The sequence below is a fragment of the Yersinia massiliensis genome, from assembly GCF_003048255.1.
Taxonomy (GTDB): domain Bacteria; phylum Pseudomonadota; class Gammaproteobacteria; order Enterobacterales; family Enterobacteriaceae; genus Yersinia; species Yersinia massiliensis_A.
In genome coordinates, this window is sequence record NZ_CP028487.1 from 1 (window position 1) to 19193 (window position 19193).

A 19193-nucleotide genomic window follows, 5' to 3' on the forward strand; every position below is an offset into this window, starting at 1 on the left:
GTGTCACTTTCGCTTTGGCAGCAGTGTCTTGCCCGATTGCAGGATGAGTTACCTGCCACAGAATTTAGTATGTGGATACGCCCATTGCAGGCGGAACTGAGTGACAATACTCTGGCGCTTTACGCACCTAATCGCTTTGTGTTGGACTGGGTCCGCGATAAGTACTTAAACAACATCAATGGCTTACTCAATGATTTTTGTGGTAGCGAGGTTCCCTTACTGCGTTTTGAAGTGGGGAGTAAACCGGCAGTAAGAGCGACACAGAGTCATCCAGTCACAGCCAGCGTTAGTGCGCCTGTTGCACCCGTTACCCGTAGCGCACCTGTGCGCCCGAGTTGGGACAGTTCGCCTGCGCAACCTGAACATTCTTATCGTTCGAATGTTAACCCGAAGCACACATTTGATAACTTCGTTGAGGGTAAATCGAACCAGCTGGCCCGTGCAGCAGCACGTCAGGTGGCGGATAATCCGGGCGGAGCCTATAACCCGTTGTTCCTTTATGGTGGGACAGGCTTGGGTAAAACTCACCTGTTACATGCTGTGGGGAATGGCATCATGGCCCGTAAAGCCAATGCCAAAGTGGTGTACATGCATTCAGAGCGTTTTGTGCAAGATATGGTTAAAGCCTTGCAGAACAACGCGATAGAAGAGTTTAAGCGCTATTATCGTTCGGTTGATGCATTATTAATCGATGATATTCAGTTCTTTGCCAATAAAGAGCGTTCTCAGGAAGAGTTTTTCCATACGTTTAATGCCTTGCTGGAAGGTAATCAGCAGATCATCCTAACGTCAGATCGCTACCCAAAAGAGATCAATGGTGTAGAGGATCGTCTTAAGTCGCGGTTTGGTTGGGGCCTGACGGTCGCTATTGAGCCGCCAGAACTGGAAACTCGCGTCGCGATCCTGATGAAGAAAGCGGATGAAAATGACATTCGTTTACCGGGTGAGGTGGCGTTCTTTATTGCCAAGCGTCTGCGTTCTAACGTGCGTGAGCTGGAAGGGGCATTGAATCGTGTGATCGCGAATGCCAATTTTACCGGCCGAGCCATCACCATTGATTTTGTTCGTGAAGCGCTACGTGACTTACTGGCATTACAGGAAAAGCTCGTTACTATCGATAATATTCAAAAGACTGTCGCTGAATATTATAAAATTAAGGTCGCTGACCTGCTCTCCAAACGGCGTTCACGTTCGGTCGCCCGCCCGCGCCAAATGGCGATGGCGTTGGCGAAAGAGCTAACCAACCATAGCCTTCCAGAAATCGGCGATGCGTTTGGGGGCCGCGACCATACCACGGTGTTGCACGCTTGCCGCAAGATTGAGCAATTGCGTGAAGAAAGTCACGACATCAAAGAAGATTACTCTAACCTAATCAGAACATTATCCTCCTAGCGCTATGAAATTTATCATTGAACGTGAGCATCTGTTAAAACCGCTGCAACAGGTCAGTAGCCCGCTGGGTGGACGCCCTACGTTACCTATTTTAGGTAACTTGTTGCTGCAAGTGACGCAAGGCGCTTTGCGCCTAACCGGAACCGATCTGGAAATGGAGATGGTGGCCTGTGTTGCGCTGTCTCAGCCCCATGAGCAGGGTGCAACCACGGTGCCTGCAAGGAAGTTTCTTGATATCTGGCGTGGTTTGCCGGAAGGGGCTGAAATTACCGTCGCATTAGATGGTGATCGCCTATTGGTGCGCTCAGGACGCAGCCGTTTCTCGTTGTCCACGCTACCGGCGATAGATTTCCCGAATCTGGATGACTGGCAAAGTGACGTTGAATTTACGTTGCCGCAAGCCACGATGAAGCGCCTGATTGAGTCAACACAGTTCTCAATGGCCCATCAGGATGTGCGCTATTACTTGAACGGCATGCTGTTTGAGACTGAAGGCGAAGAGTTGCGCACTGTTGCTACCGATGGCCACCGTCTGGCGGTATGTTCAATGCCGATAGGTCAGTCGTTGCCGTCACATTCGGTTATCGTGCCGCGTAAAGGCGTGATGGAATTGGTCAGATTATTGGATGGCGGCGATACACCACTGCGCCTGCAGATTGGCAGCAACAATATCCGCGCCCATGTCGGTGACTTTATTTTCACTTCCAAGCTGGTTGATGGTCGTTTCCCTGATTATCGCCGCGTATTGCCGAAGAATCCCGACAAAACGCTGGAAGCTAGCTGTGATTTGCTGAAACAAGCTTTCGCACGAGCGGCAATATTATCGAACGAGAAGTTTCGTGGCGTTCGGCTCTATGTTAGCCAAAATCAGCTCAAGATCACGGCCAATAACCCTGAACAGGAAGAAGCCGAAGAGATCCTCGACGTCAGCTACGATGGGGCAGAAATGGAGATCGGTTTTAACGTCAGCTATGTGCTTGATGTGCTCAATGCCCTGAAGTGCGAAGATGTCCGTCTGCTACTGACTGATTCGGTGTCCAGTGTGCAGATTGAAGATGGGGCAAGTCAGGCGGCGGCCTACGTTGTCATGCCAATGCGGTTGTAATATTCGGGCTACCTTACCTGCTTTTTTGCGATTGGGCAGTGTTCGCCAACCTCACGGATATTCAGTACGATCCGGTGGTGGTGCGCTGGCTACACGCAAATGGTCTGCGATGATAACGCCTTGGATAGTTCGATTACTTTGATAGTTCGATAATGAAGAAATTTGCAGCATGGCCTTGACGCGTTTACTGATTAATAATTTTCGAAATATCGAATCGGCTGATTTGGCGCTAGCGCCAGGCTTTAATTTTTTGGTCGGCCCCAACGGCAGTGGCAAAACCAGTGTGTTGGAGGCGATTTACACCTTGGGCCATGGTCGTGCTTTTCGTAGTTTGCAGGCGGGCCGCGTGATTCGCCACGATTGTGCCGAGTTTGTATTGCATGGCCGAGTAGAGGTGAATGAACGTGAGTCCTCTGTGGGCCTGAGCAAAAGCCGGCAAGGTGATAGCAAAGTCCGCATTGATGGTACCGACGGTCACAAAGTCGCTGAGTTGGCACAAATGCTGCCAATGCAGCTCATTACTCCCGAAGGTTTTACGTTATTGAACGGCGGGCCAAAATTTCGGCGCGCCTTTTTAGACTGGGGTTGCTTTCATAACGAACCCAGTTTTTTTACGGCCTGGAGCAATCTGAAAAGATTACTTAAGCAGCGCAACGCCGCACTGCGCCAGGTTAGTCGCTATGCGCAAATTCGGCCATGGGATCAGGAAATTATCCCACTGGCGGAACGTATTAGCGAATGGCGGGCAGCATACAGCGACGCACTTGCGGCAGATATTTCAGCCACATGCGCCCTGTTTCTACCAGAGTTTGCACTGAGTTTCTCTTTCCAGCGAGGCTGGGATAAAGAGAGTGACTACGGTGAGTTACTGGAGCGCCAGTTTGAGCGTGACAGAGCGCTAACCTATACCGCCATCGGGCCACATAAAGCGGATTTTCGCATTCGGGCCGAGGGTACACCGGTAGAAGATTTACTTTCGCGCGGTCAGCTAAAACTGCTGATGTGCGCACTACGGTTAGCGCAGGGTGAGTTTCTCACCCGACAGAGCGGGCGGCGTTGCCTGTATCTGCTTGACGATTTTGCTTCCGAATTAGACACCGGCCGTCGTCGTTTATTGGCCGAGCGTCTGAAAGCGACCCAAGCCCAAGTTTTTGTTAGCGCCGTGAGCGCTGAACAAGTGGCTGACATGGTCGGTGAAAAGGGCAAGATGTTCCGCGTGGAACATGGCAAAATAGCGGTTCAACCACAGGATTAAAAATGAGCGAGAAACGTTGATGTCGAATACTTATGACTCCTCAAGTATCAAGGTATTAAAAGGGCTGGATGCGGTTCGTAAGCGTCCGGGCATGTATATCGGTGATACTGATGACGGTACCGGTCTGCACCACATGGTATTCGAGGTTGTGGACAACGCTATCGACGAAGCCCTCGCTGGCCACTGTAAGGAAATCGTGGTAACCATCCATTCGGATAACTCGGTTTCGGTACAGGATGATGGCCGTGGTATTCCAACCGGTATGCATGACGAGGAAGGGATATCCGCAGCAGAGGTCATCATGACCGTGCTGCATGCTGGCGGTAAGTTTGACGATAACTCCTATAAAGTTTCCGGCGGTTTGCATGGCGTAGGGGTTTCCGTTGTTAACGCCTTGTCTGAAAAGCTGGAGCTGGTCATTCGCCGTGAAGGTAAAGTTCACGAGCAGACTTACAGAATGGGCGTGCCACAGGCACCGCTGAAAGTCGTGGGTGAAACGGATCAGACCGGGACGACCGTGCGTTTTTGGCCGAGTTTCGAGACGTTCACTAATAACACCGAATTCCAATACGAAATTTTGGCTAAACGCCTACGTGAGCTGTCATTCCTGAACTCCGGTGTTTCAATCAAATTGAGAGACAAACGTAACGACAGAGAAGACCACTTCCATTACGAAGGCGGTATCAAGGCGTTTGTTGAGTATCTGAACAAGAACAAAACCCCGATCCACCCGAAAGTGTTTTATTTCTCCACCGTGAAAGATGATATCGGTGTGGAAGTGGCATTGCAGTGGAACGATGGTTTCCAAGAAAACATTTACTGCTTCACCAACAACATTCCGCAGCGCGATGGCGGGACGCATTTAGTCGGTTTCCGTACGGCGATGACTCGTACGCTGAACAGCTACATGGATAAAGAAGGCTACAGTAAAAAAGCGAAAATCAGTGCGACCGGTGATGACGCCCGTGAAGGTCTGATTGCCGTCGTGTCAGTGAAAGTGCCTGATCCTAAATTCTCCTCACAGACCAAAGATAAATTGGTTTCTTCTGAGGTGAAAACGGCGGTCGAAACACTGATGAACGAGAAGCTGGTTGAGTATTTACTGGAAAACCCAACCGACGCCAAAATCGTAGTCGGCAAGATTATCGACGCAGCTCGTGCTCGTGAAGCGGCGCGTAAAGCGCGTGAAATGACTCGCCGTAAAGGTGCGCTGGATCTGGCTGGTTTGCCAGGTAAACTCGCTGACTGTCAGGAACGTGACCCCGCGTTGTCCGAACTCTACTTAGTGGAAGGGGACTCAGCGGGCGGCTCTGCAAAACAAGGCCGTAACCGTAAGAATCAGGCCATTTTGCCGCTGAAAGGTAAAATCCTGAACGTTGAGAAAGCGCGGTTTGACAAAATGCTTTCTTCGCAAGAAGTGGCAACGTTGATCACTGCGTTGGGTTGTGGCATTGGTCGGGATGAATATAACCCTGACAAGTTGCGCTACCACAATATCATTATTATGACCGATGCTGACGTCGATGGTTCGCACATTCGTACGTTGTTGCTGACCTTCTTCTACCGTCAGATGCCGGAAATTATCGAGCGTGGTCATGTGTTTATCGCTCAGCCGCCATTGTACAAAGTGAAGAAAGGCAAGCAAGAGCAATACATCAAAGATGATGATGCGATGGAAGAGTACCAGATGTCATTGGCATTAGATGGCGCTGCATTGCACATCAATGCCCATGCACCGGCCCTGTCAGGCGAGCCTTTAGAGAAATTGGTGGCTGAGCATTACAGTGTTCAGAAAACCATTGCCCGTATGGAACGCCGCTATCCGCGTGCGCTGCTCAATAGCCTGATCTATCAGCCAACGCTGCAAGAAGATGACTTAGGCAATAAAGAAGCGGTCACACAGTGGATTGATTCGCTGGTGGTCATGCTAAATGAGAAAGAACAGCATGGCAGCAGCTACAGTTCAGTGGTGCGTGAAAACCGTGAGCGCCAATTGTTCGAGCCAATATTGCGTATCCGTACCCACGGTGTGGATACAGACTACGAGCTGGACTTTGATTTCATCCACGGCGGCGAATACCGCAAAATTTGCCTGTTGGGCGATAAACTGCGCGGCCTGATTGAAGACGATGCCTTTATCGAACGTGGCGAGCGCCGTGTACCGGTTTCAAGCTTCGAAGATGCATTGGATTGGTTGGTGAAAGAGTCTCGTCGTGGTCTGGCTATTCAGCGCTATAAAGGTTTGGGTGAAATGAACCCAGAGCAGCTGTGGGAAACAACAATGGACCCTGCTAGCCGCCGTATGCTGCGAGTGATGGTGAAAGATGCCATTGCAGCAGACCAGCTGTTTACCACGCTGATGGGCGATGCGGTTGAACCTCGCCGTGCCTTTATCGAAGAGAATGCGCTGCGCGCAGCAAATATCGATATCTAATCTGCGGGTAAGATAAGCGGTCAGAAATCCAGAGCAGGAAACTGTCTCTGGATTTTTTTTGCCTGCTGATTGCTGCATTCAGGATGATTTTGTCATCAGCGATGTACCGCGCACAGACTTACTGGTATTTGAGCGCTGAATCGCGTTAGCATGGGGTATTGGTTAAATAAATCTGAGGACCTTATGGCTATTGAATTGATCGCTATCGATATGGACGGCACGTTACTGAATCCGCAGCATGAAATCACCCCACGGGTTAAGCAGGCGATTGATGCTGCTCGCGCGAAAGGGGTTTGCGTGGTATTGGCCACCGGCCGGCCTTATATTGGGGTCCAACGTTACTTACGTGAGCTGAACATGGAAAATAGCGGCGATTATTGCATTAGCAATAACGGTGCACTGGTCCAAAAAGCCGCGACAGGTGAATGTATTTTACAGGAAACCCTCAGTTTTGAGGATTATCTCTATTTCGAGGCTTTATCGCGTGAGATGGGGGTTAGTTTCCAAGCGTTTGATTTTGATACCTTATATACGGCAAACAAAGATATCAGCAAATACACGCTACATGAGGTGTTATTAACCGGCATCCCCTTGAAGTACCGGGCTGTGGAAGAGATGGATCCGACATTACGTTTCCCGAAAGTGATGATGATTGATGAGCCAGAAAATCTGGACCGTGCATTAGCGATGATGCCTGCCGAGGCTTTTGAGCGTTTCACCATCATGAAAAGTGCGCCTTTCTACTTGGAGATTCTGAGTAAGCGTGTTGATAAGGGAACGGGAGTGAAAATGCTGGCTGAGCATTTAGGTATCGCACAAGAAAATGTGATGGCATTAGGTGATCAAGGCAATGATATTGCGATGGTTAATTATGCTGGCGTGGGGGTGGCGATGGGGAATGCGATCCCTGAGCTAAAAGAGATTGCCCAGTTTATTACCGCGACGAATAGTGAGGATGGGGTGGCGGTGGCGATTGAGGAGTTTGTTATTTAGGTTTGGATCATGCGTTTTGGTGATCGGTTCGGTTGAGGACTGGATCTTGTTTCGGTTGATAGGCGTTCTGCGGTCACTTTAACCTCGTCGCCTCAACCGAGTCGGGCCGCAGGGCGGCGGCCCAACACCCGCGCCTTTGCGCGAAATATTGCCCTTCGGGTAAACCTCCTACGTCTTTCGGCTAACGAGCCAGCGCGATTCGCATCCATGCTCAAGCGCGCTTTTCGCGGCCGTCCATGGCCGCTCACTCTACCCTCTATCCTCGTCGGCAATTTTTCTGATTGCGCTCAACGTCAAAAGCCAAAAGCCAAAAAATCATGGTGTTGACCTTGAAGTTTAAAAGCACATTTGAGCTGCCGAGTGAAGAGAGAAGGCAAGGAAAACGGGCAGGACGCCCGTTTTAGGCGCCATGAGCAGGGATGCGAATAAAGCCGTCCGTCAGCCGAAACGATAAGTGAGGGAACCTGCGAAGCAGGCAAGCGATGCGTGCGCAAGCGCGGGTTTCCAAAGGGGCCACGCTCATGGCCCATTTGGCGGTTGAGGCATCAGAGGTAAGGTAAACACTGAAGCTATAACAACCGAACCGATCACCAAACAAAACAACCAGAATCACCTGCAAAGCAGACAACCGATCACCAAATTTATCCCCCCAAAACCCCCTTCACTATCTGCACATCCTGAACCCCTAACCCCGTTAAATCCGCTAACGTAAACTGTTGATCATCATCCCTGAAAGAGATATTTTGCGCCAAAACAACCCCGATCTCCGTCAACGTGTGGTGCGCTAAAAGCTGCTGCTGGAAAGCAGAGGAAATCTCGCCAAACTCAGTACATTGCACCCATGAATCCACCAAAATTTTATCGGCCTTTGCCACCAATTCAGGGGCTAATTCATGTTTGCCCGCGCCATCGGCACCAACGGCTGTAATATGCGTACCGGGCTGAATATCCGCAGCTTGTAAAATCGCCTCACGGCTGGGGGTGGTGGTTACGATAAACTGGCAGTGACTGGCAAGTTCAGCGGCATCTTGCGTCGTATTGACCTCAAAACCTTCTGTTTGCGCAAATTGCCGATACTCCTCTAATGCCGTTTCACTGCGGCCCCAAACCCATAGCTGGCGGCACGAAATCACACTTTTCAGGTACATCAGATGCAACCGTGCCTGCATACCGGTGCCGATGATACCGATATTGCGGATATGCGCCGGCGCGCAAAGCTCAGCCACAATACGCCCTGCCAATGCGGTACGCAGCGCAGTCAGCCAGCCCTCATCAAGCAAAAGGGCTTGCGGCTCACCGGTCTGGGCCGAAAATGCCATCATCAACCCTTGATTACTGGCCAGCCCCTGAGCGGGATTATCATAAAATCCACCAGAAACTTTCACCACGAACAGGTCATCACCCTGTAAATAACCACTTTTAATGCAGCAATCACCATTGGATTGCGCAAAAAGTAAATGCTGAACCGGTGGCATCTGCACCTGCTTTTGGCTAAACGCAATAAAACCCTGTTTGAGCAACAACGTGATGGTATCTGCATTAAACTTGTCGAGAATTTGTTGCTTGTTCAGGGTTATCATTCGCTAACGGCTCCTAAGTATTTTTCCAGCACAATATTTTTCCCGCACAACACAACTGCGACTTTCTTACCTTGCCATTGTGGTGCCAGCTTCAATGCGGCGGCTAATGCTACACCTGCCGCACCTTCTATCATCCAGCGGTCAGTACGGGCAATCAAACGCATTGCCTCTTTAATTTCTTGCTCAGTCACTAATACTTTCTGATCGATTAACTGCTGGCACAACGAGAACGTTATTGCTCCCAGCTCGACGCCGCCAGCGGTGCCATCCGATAAGGTCTCTTGCTCTTCGACTTCTTGAATCTGCCCTTTTTGCAGGCAGGTATACATGCTGGTGGCATTCGCAGGCCAGCAACCAATCACCTGTGTTTTATCTGAGAGCTTCTTCAATACCGTCGCAATGCCAGAAATCAGGCCACCGCCACCAACAGCAACAAACACCGCATCGAGATCCGGTTGTTGCTCAACCATTTCCATGCCGCAAGTGCCTTGTCCGGCAATAATCTGCGCGTCGTTATAAGGGGAAATATAGGTTTTCCCTTGCTGCTGTGCGGCGATACCCGCAGCCAACTCTGCATTTAACGCATCCCCAGGTATCAGTTCAATGACACCACCCAATGCGCGGATCGCCTCTAGTTTGATGGCGGCGGCTTGTTCTGGTGCATAAATGGTGGATTTAACCCCTGCCAATTTCCCCGCCAGCGCCATTGCCTGACCATGATTACCGGTGGAAGCGGTGATCACCCCTTGCTGACGCTGCTCGTTCGTTAACAACCGCAGCTTATTACTGGCACCACGAAATTTAAATGAACCCGTGTGTTGCAGATGCTCACATTTGAGATAGATGTCGCAACCACTGTGTTGCGACAGTAACGGGCTGAATTCCAGTGGCGTCACTCTCACTTGTGGCCGTAATACTTGGTGGGCCTCTTTGATGGCCTCAAATAATGTATTCATCTTGATTCCTTAAAATTCTTCAGCAGTTTTTTATTGTTTTCAGCTGGTTATAAACAGTCGCTCGGCCGATGCCCAGGATTTTTGCGACGTAACCTGCCGCATTCTTGCCGTTAAAGGCCCCTTGCCGGTAGAGCGCTTCGATGAGTTTTCGGCGGTGAACGTTATTCAGTGTTGCTAAGGTTAGCTGCTGTTGTTGCAGCCAGTGATGGGTATAAGTATTGATACGCTCCTGCCAGTCGTCCTGAAATAACACCTCTGGCTGAGGCTGTAATTGATGGCCTGATAGGAACATGTCCAGCGCCGCTTTGGCACTTTCAAATACGGTAATATCTAAATTGATGCACATTAGCCCGATAGCTTGCCCATGGTCATCGCGCAGCACGGTACTGATCGAGCGGAGCTGGCGGCCATCCCAGTTACGTTTCTGGTATGGGCCAATCACTTGCGAATGCTGATCAAATTGCAGCTCGCTGAGATTGGAGTCTTCGCCTAATTCACGCTGCGAATAGTTATTGGCGATATAAACCAGCGTCTGGCTGGCTAAATCATGGATAGCGACTTCCGCATAGGGGGAAAAAAGGGTCGCAACGGCATCGGCAATGGGTTGGTATCGGCTAAGCATGGGTCGCATCGATTAGAATAAAAAATCTATATTAGACATTTTATTCTAAATAGCTACCGCTATAGTGATAGCTATTGATCTTGGAAAGCCAGTGATGAGTGTGAGGACCAGAATCTGGCGCGGGTAGTGATATAATCCTGATAAATAACCCAGCTCGTTATATCGCCGGAGCCAGCATGATTAGCCAGAAAGATGCTTCTTATCAGGAACAACAGCTTACCTTTGATCCCCGAGGGCATCAGCTCACTAACATCAATGTCTGGACACCGGACAGCCAATGGCTGGTGTACGATGTGCGGCCGAATGGTGCGACCTTTAGCGGTTTAACAATTGAGCGAGTGAATTGTGCCACTGGCCATATTGAGGTGGTCTATCGTGCTCAGCAGGGTGCTCATGTCGGGGTGGTGACGGTTAGCCCAGACCTGCCCGCGCGTTATGTGTTTATCCATGGGCCTGAACATCCCGATAGCCATTGGCATTATGACTTCCATCATCGGCGAGGGGTGATAGTCGCAGAACCAGATAGAGAGCTGGCGGTCACACTGGATGCCATGGATATCACCGCACCTTATACACCTGGCGCCTTGCGTGGCGGAACGCACGTCCACGTTTTCAGCCCTGATGGTAGCCGCCTCAGCTTTACTTATAACGATCATGTACTGCATGAACTAGACCCCGCGCTGGATTGCCGCAATGTTGGTATTGCCCTGCCGCTGCACGGTGTTAACCCACCCAAACAGCATCCCCGCGAATATGATGGTAGCCACTTTTGTGTGTTGGTCAGCCGGACGACGCCCAAGCCGCAGGCGGGTAGCGATCAAATCAATCGCGCTTATGAAGAGGGTTGGATTGGTACGCAGGGATATCTGAAAACAGACGGTACTCGCCAGCGTTGGGCGCTTGCCTTTATTGGCGATACCCTTTCAGCGCAGGGGGAGAAAATCCCTGAAATTTTTATTGCTGATTTACCTGAGCATGACCGAGATTATGCTCGTGCTGGCGATGCTCCGCTGGAAGGGACATCCACGACCCTGCCAGCACCCCCTGCGGGCGTTCACCAACGGCGCGTCACCCATACCGCTGCACGGCGTTTTCCCGGTCTAGCGACCAGTCCGCGCCATTGGCTGCGTGCGTCACCGGATGGCAGCGCCATTGCTTGCTTGATGAAAGATGATAATGGCGTTGTGCAGTTGTGGCTGGTTTCCCCTAATGGTGGGGAACCACGGCAACTAACATCCAGCCCGTGGGGCGTTCAATCTGCTTTTAGCTGGCATCCGCAAGGCCATTGTTTGGCGTTTGTTTGTGATAATAGCGTGATGCAGTGTGATAGCTCGACCGGCCAACTTCAGCGGCTGACGAAACGCAGTGACATCGCACCTTTAGCGGATGCGGTGGTCTTCTCACCTGACGGCACTCAAATTGCTTTTATGCGGGAAATTGAGGGATTCGCTCAGATTTTTACCGTCAATGTAGCGTAGGTTATTGCACCGGTGTATCGGCAACGTGAGCTGTTGATTGGTTCTCCGTCTCTGATTGGCGAACACGTTCACGCGGGGAGTTGGTCATTTTGTCTTCTTTATCTGAGCGCAAATAATCATAGGGTAGCAACAGGGTATCCATTACCGCTGAAAAGGGCAGGTCCACCGCCAACAAGGGGCGCAACGCCCAACCGGTATTATCATCTTTCAGCATCGCCACATTGGCTTCCGTGCCTGAGTAGTAACCCTGACTGCTGCTCGTGTGCGTCATAATGCTGGAGCAACCGCTGGATAAAAGCAGTGAACAACCGGTAACAAACGGGATAACAGTATTTCTCATTGTTTTTCAGCTCTTATCATCATGCTTGGCAGTGACACACCACGATTGTCAGGTTTTGTCGTAATTTTTACACTCTCTTACAGACAGTTCTGATGGTTAAAGATTCAATACTATGACGTGATTTAACTTAAGTCTAAGTGATAACAGCAAATTTATCGAATGTTAGTAACGGGAAACCCTATAATGGGATTTTTCTCGAAAATTTTTATATTTTTACTCTTGAAAAGAAGTAAACCGACGCCATATTATTATCGAGTCAGAGAGAATACGCCGATAGGGTATTCTGACGAATAGCTCGTCCATATATGGAGGGCTTATTAAAAAACAAGATAACATCCTTGCTAATCTATTTAGGAGGCAGTTTTTATGCGTAATACTGAGCTTGCTCCACTGTATCGTTCAGCGATTGGTTTTGACCGTTTATTTAATCTATTAGAATCTGGGCAGAATCAAACTAATGGGGGATACCCTCCTTATAATGTCGAATTAGTTGATGATAACCACTATCGCATTGCTATTGCGGTGGCGGGTTTTGCAGAAAAAGATTTAGACATCACGACACAAGATAACTTGTTGATTGTTCGTGGTTCTCGTGCTGGCGAGCCTGCGCAACGCACTTACCTATATCAAGGTATCGCAGAGCGTAACTTTGAGCGTAAATTCCAGTTGGCTGAACACGTGAAAATTAAAGGTGCCAACTTGGTAAACGGCTTGCTGTATATCGATCTCGAACGTGTTGTACCCGAGAATTTAAAACCACGTAGAATTGAAATTAAATAATTAGCCTCTATATAGAGAGTAAGTCATTTATTTAGTGGCGACTGTCTAATAACGTTGTTTATATGAAAATGGCTTTATCATGATAGTCGAGTAGTCGTGTTCAGCCTGCCGTAATCGGGGGCTAACCAGCCACGGATTGAGAGATGTAAATACGATAACGTCAGTATTTTATGTTAGGGGTTTTTATATCATTCATTCGTGGCTGCATATTATCTTAATACCCAAAATATTCTAACTTGTCGGCATCGGCACGTTGAAAATGATGGGGATATCTCGCTTCAAAGAAGGAGTTATATCTATGCGTAACTATGATTTGTCACCATTACTTCGTCAGTGGATTGGTTTTGATAAACTGGCTAACTCAATGCAAGGCGCTCAGGATGCTCAAGGCTTCCCGCCATACAACATTGAAAAAACGGATGATAACCACTATCGCATCTCACTGGCATTGGCCGGTTTTAAACAGAGCGATTTGGACATCGAAGTTGAAGGTCCACGTCTGACCGTTCGCGGTAAAACCGCACCGGCAGATAAGCAGGTTGAATACCTGCATCAGGGCTTAGCCCGTAAAGAGTTCTCACTGACCTTCACATTGGCTGAGCATCTGAATGTGGATAATGCTCAGTTTGAAAACGGTATGCTGCACATTGATCTGCTACGTCAGGTGCCAGAAGCGCTGCAACCACAGCGTATTACTATCGGCAGTGCAGCTCCTCAAGAGCAGCAAGTGATAGAAAGCTCGGTAGCTACTGAGCAGCAGTAATTATGATGACCGATACCTCTGCGTGGGGTATCGGTAACGATAATCCTCTCCTTGTTTTGTCTTTTTAGCGTTTAGCTTTTCCTCGTTAACTTTTTCACCGGAGAGATTCCCCGCTCTCCGGTGCATTTTGTGGTGTATCCCACATTCAACCGTTCCCCCTTCTGACAGAATCCTTACTAATTGTAAGAATTTAAGGCCATGTTTGTATCGCGACACATTCCCGATGGCCGACCCGTTTTTAAACTTAGGCAAGGAAGTGATTTATGAGTGCTATCGCCCTTACCGTCAGTATGTTGGCGCTTGTCGCCGTATTGGGGTTATGGATCGGTAATTGGAAAGTCTATGGTGTTGGGTTAGGTATTGGTGGGGTGCTATTTGGCGGCATTATTGTCGGCCATTTTGCACAAACGTATGACGTGGTGTTGAACGCAGACATGCTGCATTTCATTCAGGAATTTGGCCTGATTCTGTTTGTTTACACCATCGGTATTCAAGTCGGGCCGGGGTTCTTCTCTTCCTTACGTGTTTCGGGACTGCGGCTAAACCTCTTTGCCATTCTCATGGTCGTGGTTGGCGGGATAGTGACGGCGATTATCCATAAACTGTTTGCTGTGCCGCTACCGATCATTCTCGGGGTGTTCTCGGGGGCGGTAACCAACACGCCTGCACTGGGGGCAGCACAACAAATCCTCACTGATTTAGGTTCTCCGCCTCAATTGGTCAGCCAGATGGGGATGGGCTATGCGATGGCCTACCCATTTGGTATTTGCGGCATCTTGTTGGTGATGTGGCTGATTCGCTTATTCTTTAAGGTCAACATTGATCGTGAAGCAAAAGAGTTTGATAGCAGCCACGGGCAGAATCGTGAATTGCTGCAAACCATGAACGTGGCGGTCCGTAACCCCAACTTGAATGGTTTATCCATGCAAGACGTGCCGTTGCTCAACAGTGATGAGGTGGTTTGCTCGCGCTTGAAACGCGGTGATCTGTTGATGGTGCCATTGCCTGGTACCGTGATTGAGCTAGGCGATTACCTGCATTTGGTCGGGCAGCGTGAAGCCTTAGATAAAGTGCGATTGGTGGTGGGGGAAGAGGTGGATGTCACCCTCTCGACAGCCAGCACGATATTGCAAACCGCCCGCGTGGTGGTCACCAACGAGGCGGTGCTAGGCAAAAAAATTCGCGACCTTAATCTGAAGCAGAAATATGACGTCGCTATCACCCGTTTGAATCGTGCGGGTATCGAACTGGTGGCCAGTAACAGTGCGAGTTTGCAATTTGGTGACATTCTGAATCTGGTGGGCCGTCCGGAAGCGATCGAGGCCGTGTCTGCCGTGGTGGGGAACGCCCAGCAGAAACTGCAACAAGTACAGATGCTGCCGGTCTTTATCGGTGTCGGTTTGGGGGTATTGCTAGGGTCTATCCCTTTGTTTATACCGGGTTTCCCTGCGGCACTGCGCTTAGGGTTGGCCGGTGGCCCGCTGGTGGTGGCACTGATACTCGGGCGTATTGGTAGCATTGGTAAGCTGTATTGGTTTATGCCGCCGAGTGCGAACTTGGCGCTGCGTGAACTGGGGATTGTGCTGTTCTTGTCCGTTGTCGGATTGAAATCGGGCGGTGACTTTATCAATACCTTGGTCAATGGTGATGGGCTGGCGTGGATTGGTTATGGTGCGATGATTACCGGTATTCCACTGTTGACGGTGGGGATTCTGGCGCGGATGTTGGCGAAGATGAATTACCTGACCTTGTGCGGTATGTTAGCCGGTTCTATGACAGACCCACCGGCGTTGGCCTTTGCCAATGGCATTCATCCTACCAGCGGCGCAGCAGCATTGTCTTATGCCACGGTTTATCCGTTAGCGATGTTTTTGCGGATTATGTCGCCGCAGATCCTCGCGGTACTGTTCTGGACAACGATGTGATTTAGTCTGTGAGTGGTAATCATCAGATTTTAGGGCAGCCAATACGCTGCCCTTTTGACGTTTACTACATGCCGATTACTGCGCTTCTTGGAATGCCAGCTCAATTTCTTCAGCCAGAATGACCACCCCTTTTTCAATCTCTTCCGGCGCGGGGACGTAATTCATGCGCATGCATTGATGGGTATGTGGCCAGTCATACTCAAGCCCTGGGAAGAAGTAGTGGCCCGGCACCATCAACACACCGCGTTTTTTCAGGCGTTGATAGAGCAGCTCGGTACTGATGGGCAGGTCTTTAAACCATAACCAGAGGAAAATAGCCCCTTCTGGTTTGTGGATCAGGCAACGTTCTGGCGGCAGATATTTACGCAAAATCGCGATTGTTTGCTGTACGCGCTCAAAATAAAATGGCCGGATGACCTCGTTGGATAAGCGTAATAAGTCACCACGCTCAATCATCTCAGCGGCGATGGCCGGCCCCATACTGCCCGGCGATAAGCTGATGATGCCATTCATATTGGTGATAGCAGATATCACTTTTTCATCGGCAATAATGATACCGCAGCGTGAACCGGGTAGGCCGAGTTTTGATAGGCTCATGCACAGGATGATATTGGGGTTCCACAGCGGCGTTGCGTCGGTAAAAATGATACCGGGGAAAGGCACGCCATAGGCATTATCAATCAATAGCGGGATCTCACGCTGCTGAGCGATAGTATCAAGGCGAATCAGCTCTTCGTCCGTGATGACGTTACCGGTTGGGTTGGTTGGCCGTGAAACGCAGATCAAACCAATATCATCGGTAATATTGAGGTGGTCAAAATCAACGTGGTACTTGAATTGGCCTTCCGGTAGCAGCTCAATGTTAGGTTTGGCGGAGACAAATAAGTCTTCATCTAGACCGGCATCAGCATAACCGAGGTACTCAGGGGCCAGCGGGAACAGTACTCGACGACGGCTACCATCAGCATAGCGGCCTGCGAACAAGTTAAATAAGTAGAAAAATGCGCTCTGACTACCATTTGTCAGTGCAATATTCTGTGGCTCAATGTGCCAACCCAGCTCGTCACGCAGCATTTTCGCCAGCGCTTTTAACAGAATATCTTTGCCCTGCGGCCCATCGTAATTACACAATGCCTCGGTCAATTGCCCACGTTCCAGCATCTCCTGACAAAGCTGTTGGAAGTACGCATCCATCTCTGGGATATGTGCCGGATTTCCACCGCCGAGCATGATTGAACCTGGGGTTCTCAGTCCGTCGTTAAGGTCGTCCATCAGTCTGGTAATCCCCGCGTAGCGGGTGAATTTGTCGCCGAAAAGTGAAAACTTCATAAATGAAAATTTATTGTTATCCGTAAGTGAACAAGTACCATACTCGCAGATAAAAGCGGGTGCAATGCGGAAAGATTTCTTCCCACCGACTGATAATATCGGTGGGGTTTGTTTTTGCGGGATAATCCGCTGATTACTCTTTTTTATCGCCCACCCAAACAACTAACACTTTATCGCCCTGATGTTGGCGGCTAAAAGCATAGTAATCAGATGTTTGTTGTGATTGCTGTTCACCCGCACCAATGGCCGGATGGCGAGCGCGGAACTGACTGACTTTTTGCCAGTGCGCCAATAAGGCACCTTTATCCCCCGCGAGTTCTTGCCAGTTCATATCAGAACGAGTGCCTTGCAAGGGGTCAGAACCGGTTGGGCCGAACGCGCGACCGCTTTCATCACCGTAGAAGATTTGTACCGCTCCCGGTGCAAGTAGCAGCAGATCCCCCGCCCGTTGTTGTTTAACCAATGATTGCTGTGCATCATCGTTAAAAAACAGCCGAGTATCGTGCGACGATATATAGCTCAACACATTGAAACCTTGCAGCTTTTCGGCCATTTGTTGGTAAGTGCCGTCAATGGAAGAGAAGCAGGTGAGCGCCGCTTTGGCTTGATCCTGAAAATCAAAATTAATCATGGCATCAAAACCGTTTTGGTAATAATCGCTCTTCATCACGCCATGGCCCCAAGCTTCGCCGGTCATCCAGAACGGTAAGTCATCAAGTGCCTGATCGGGATGAGCCGCTTTCCATGCTGCCAATGCGGCGGTGGCTTGTTGCTTCAGTTGCTGCCAAGCGGGTTTCTCCACATGCTTGGCGGTATCGACCCGAAAACCGTCAATCCCATAATCACGCACCCATTGGCTCAACCAATGCGTCATGTAATCACGTGGTGTGGCGTTAGGTATTTCCCGTGCGGCGGTATCCGGCTTATGGCGGTAAAACACCGGTAAACCACTGGGTTGTGTTGACTCTGTTTTGATGTCCGGAAGAAAAGCCAGCGACATGGTCAAATCGTCATAACCAGGCGAATCGTAATCGCCAATATCGGTGCGGATCCACTTTTTACCCCACCAATTATCCCATGCGGCTTTATCACCGAAGTTGATGTAATCATTAAAACTATGCCACGTTTGGCCGCTGCCGGGTGTCCAGTCAGTCCAGTTTTTCCCTAAGGTTTTTGTGAGGTTATCGCCTTGCAAATAGAGCGCGCCGAATTGATAGCTCTGCATATCTGCCAGCGTGGCATAACCCACATGGTTCATCACCACATCAAAGAGAATACGAATACCGCGTTTATGCGCTTGCTCAACCAGCGTGCGAAGCTCTTGTTCAGTACCCATATTGGCATCGAGGCGGGTCCAATCTAGCCCGTAATAACCATGGTAAGCATAGTGTGGGAAGTCACCTTTGGTGCCACCACCGACCCAGCCATGGATCTGTTCAAGGGGGGAGCTTATCCATAGGGCATTGACGCCAAGCTGTTGCAGATAATCCAGTTTTTCGGTTAATCCGGCTAAATCACCACCGTGAAATGTGCCGATCTCCTGCATGCCATCACCATGACGGCCATAGCTATGATCATTGGCGGGATTACCATTTTTGAAGCGATCGGTTAGCGCAAAATAGACAGTGGCATTTTGCCAACTGAACGGCGCAGCTTGCTGGGTTTGTGCGGATTCCAGTAGCAGTAACCCTCCGCTTTCAGGGGCAGGCTGCAAGGTGATTTTGCCGAGGGAAACTTTTGCCGTTTGGCCGGAGTAGAAATCCCGTACCAGCTCACCTTCAGCGAAGGTTTTTCGTACATCAATCGTTACTGGCTGGCCATCCCAGCGTTGGCAACTGTGGGCCACGACGCGAACGGTTTCTGCCACCGGTTCTTTGAGGCTTAGCGTCAAGGTTGGGGTGCCACTGCGGGTATCAATGCGTGCTTGATACTGACCATCACGGAACAGCCGCCATTGGATGTCAGCTTGATTTTGGCAAGGTTGCAGCGAAAAAGTCTGATTAAGCTTCACCGCGCCAGTGGGTTGCCAGCACTGTTTATCCTGATAAAACTTGAGCGGGTATTCGCCTTTGGTCAATGTACTGCTACTGAGAAAAACACCGCTATCGTGCTCAGTAAAGGCTGGGAAATGCTGAAGTGACCAATTCGCCATCGCGGTGGGTGCGATAAGGAGTAGCAAAGGAACCGTGAGTTGCCGCATTGCACATCTTCCCTAGATTTGAATAAAGTTTGATGAGTATC

15 protein-coding genes are annotated in these 19193 nt (G+C 49.8%); 9 read left to right on the plus strand and 6 right to left on the minus strand.

Going from position 1 to position 19193, the window contains the following annotated elements; genetic code table 11:
* The 5 genes from dnaA (at position 1) to yidA (ending at position 7179) form a co-directional block, all read left to right on the plus strand.
* A complete protein-coding gene (gene dnaA / locus DA391_RS00005) occupies positions 1 to 1392 on the plus strand; it encodes a chromosomal replication initiator protein DnaA (RefSeq protein WP_019212656.1) in 1392 nt (463 codons plus the stop codon).
* 4 nt (positions 1393 to 1396) lie between these two features.
* A complete protein-coding gene (gene dnaN / locus DA391_RS00010) occupies positions 1397 to 2497 on the plus strand; it encodes a DNA polymerase III subunit beta (RefSeq protein WP_019212657.1) in 1101 nt (366 codons plus the stop codon).
* Positions 2498 to 2666: 169 nt separating this feature from the next.
* Positions 2667 to 3752, plus strand: a complete 1086-nt coding sequence (gene recF, locus DA391_RS00015; RefSeq protein WP_050083569.1) for a DNA replication/repair protein RecF — start codon at positions 2667 to 2669, stop codon at positions 3750 to 3752.
* Between the two features lie 19 nt (positions 3753 to 3771).
* Complete coding sequence (gene gyrB / locus DA391_RS00020) at positions 3772 to 6186, plus strand: DNA topoisomerase (ATP-hydrolyzing) subunit B (protein WP_050083571.1); 2415 nt, start codon at positions 3772 to 3774, stop codon at positions 6184 to 6186.
* A 183-nt stretch (positions 6187 to 6369) separates the two neighbouring features.
* Positions 6370 to 7179, plus strand: coding sequence for a sugar-phosphatase (yidA, locus tag DA391_RS00025; protein ID WP_049610247.1), 810 nt, complete (start codon positions 6370 to 6372; stop codon positions 7177 to 7179).
* Positions 7180 to 7820: 641 nt separating this feature from the next.
* Here the strand turns inward: yidA and DA391_RS00035 are convergent.
* Genes DA391_RS00035 through DA391_RS00045 form a run of 3 tightly spaced genes read right to left on the minus strand, consistent with a single transcriptional unit; the run spans position 7821 to position 10337 of the window.
* A complete protein-coding gene (locus DA391_RS00035) occupies positions 7821 to 8759 on the minus strand; it encodes an ornithine cyclodeaminase family protein (protein WP_108087207.1) in 939 nt (312 codons plus the stop codon).
* Positions 8756 to 9715 carry a threonine/serine dehydratase gene (locus tag DA391_RS00040; protein ID WP_108087208.1) on the minus strand — a complete coding sequence of 320 codons (960 nt, stop codon included), beginning with the start codon at positions 9713 to 9715 and terminating at the stop codon, positions 8756 to 8758. The genes DA391_RS00035 and DA391_RS00040 overlap by 4 nt, the downstream gene beginning before the upstream one ends.
* A gap of 19 nt (positions 9716 to 9734) precedes the next feature.
* Positions 9735 to 10337 (minus strand): helix-turn-helix transcriptional regulator, encoded by a 603-nt coding sequence (locus DA391_RS00045; RefSeq protein WP_050287453.1) that lies wholly within the window; start codon positions 10335 to 10337, stop codon positions 9735 to 9737.
* A gap of 176 nt (positions 10338 to 10513) precedes the next feature.
* Between DA391_RS00045 and DA391_RS00050 the strand changes: the two genes are divergently transcribed.
* Positions 10514 to 11815, plus strand: a complete 1302-nt coding sequence (locus tag DA391_RS00050) for a DUF3748 domain-containing protein (RefSeq protein ID WP_050083393.1) — start codon at positions 10514 to 10516, stop codon at positions 11813 to 11815.
* A gap of 1 nt (position 11816) precedes the next feature.
* Here the strand turns inward: DA391_RS00050 and DA391_RS00055 are convergent, their stop codons facing one another.
* On the minus strand, positions 11817 to 12155 hold the full coding sequence (locus DA391_RS00055) for a YceK/YidQ family lipoprotein (protein WP_019212665.1): 339 nt from the start codon (positions 12153 to 12155) through the stop codon (positions 11817 to 11819).
* Positions 12156 to 12521: 366 nt separating this feature from the next.
* On the opposite strand from DA391_RS00055, the gene ibpA reads away from it, so the two are divergent.
* The 3 genes from ibpA to DA391_RS00070 all read left to right on the plus strand — a co-directional run bounded on the left by ibpA (position 12522) and on the right by DA391_RS00070 (position 15623).
* Positions 12522 to 12935: a small heat shock chaperone IbpA gene (gene ibpA, locus DA391_RS00060; protein ID WP_049610232.1), complete on the plus strand. Its 414-nt coding sequence runs from the start codon at positions 12522 to 12524 to the stop codon at positions 12933 to 12935.
* A gap of 298 nt (positions 12936 to 13233) precedes the next feature.
* Positions 13234 to 13698 (plus strand): small heat shock chaperone IbpB, encoded by a 465-nt coding sequence (ibpB, locus tag DA391_RS00065; RefSeq protein WP_050083396.1) that lies wholly within the window; start codon positions 13234 to 13236, stop codon positions 13696 to 13698.
* A 263-nt stretch (positions 13699 to 13961) separates the two neighbouring features.
* The gene (locus DA391_RS00070) at positions 13962 to 15623 is read left to right on the plus strand and encodes a putative transporter (protein WP_019212668.1); all 1662 of its coding nucleotides are present in this window, start codon (positions 13962 to 13964) and stop codon (positions 15621 to 15623) included.
* Between the two features lie 75 nt (positions 15624 to 15698).
* Here DA391_RS00070 and DA391_RS00075 read toward each other — a convergent pair whose 3' ends face one another.
* Positions 15699 to 16952: a valine--pyruvate transaminase gene (locus DA391_RS00075; protein ID WP_050083429.1), complete on the minus strand. Its 1254-nt coding sequence runs from the start codon at positions 16950 to 16952 to the stop codon at positions 15699 to 15701.
* 133 nt (positions 16953 to 17085) lie between these two features.
* The gene (locus DA391_RS00080) at positions 17086 to 19152 is read right to left on the minus strand and encodes an alpha-amylase (protein ID WP_108087209.1); all 2067 of its coding nucleotides are present in this window, start codon (positions 19150 to 19152) and stop codon (positions 17086 to 17088) included.
* Positions 19153 to 19193 lie beyond the last annotated feature (41 nt).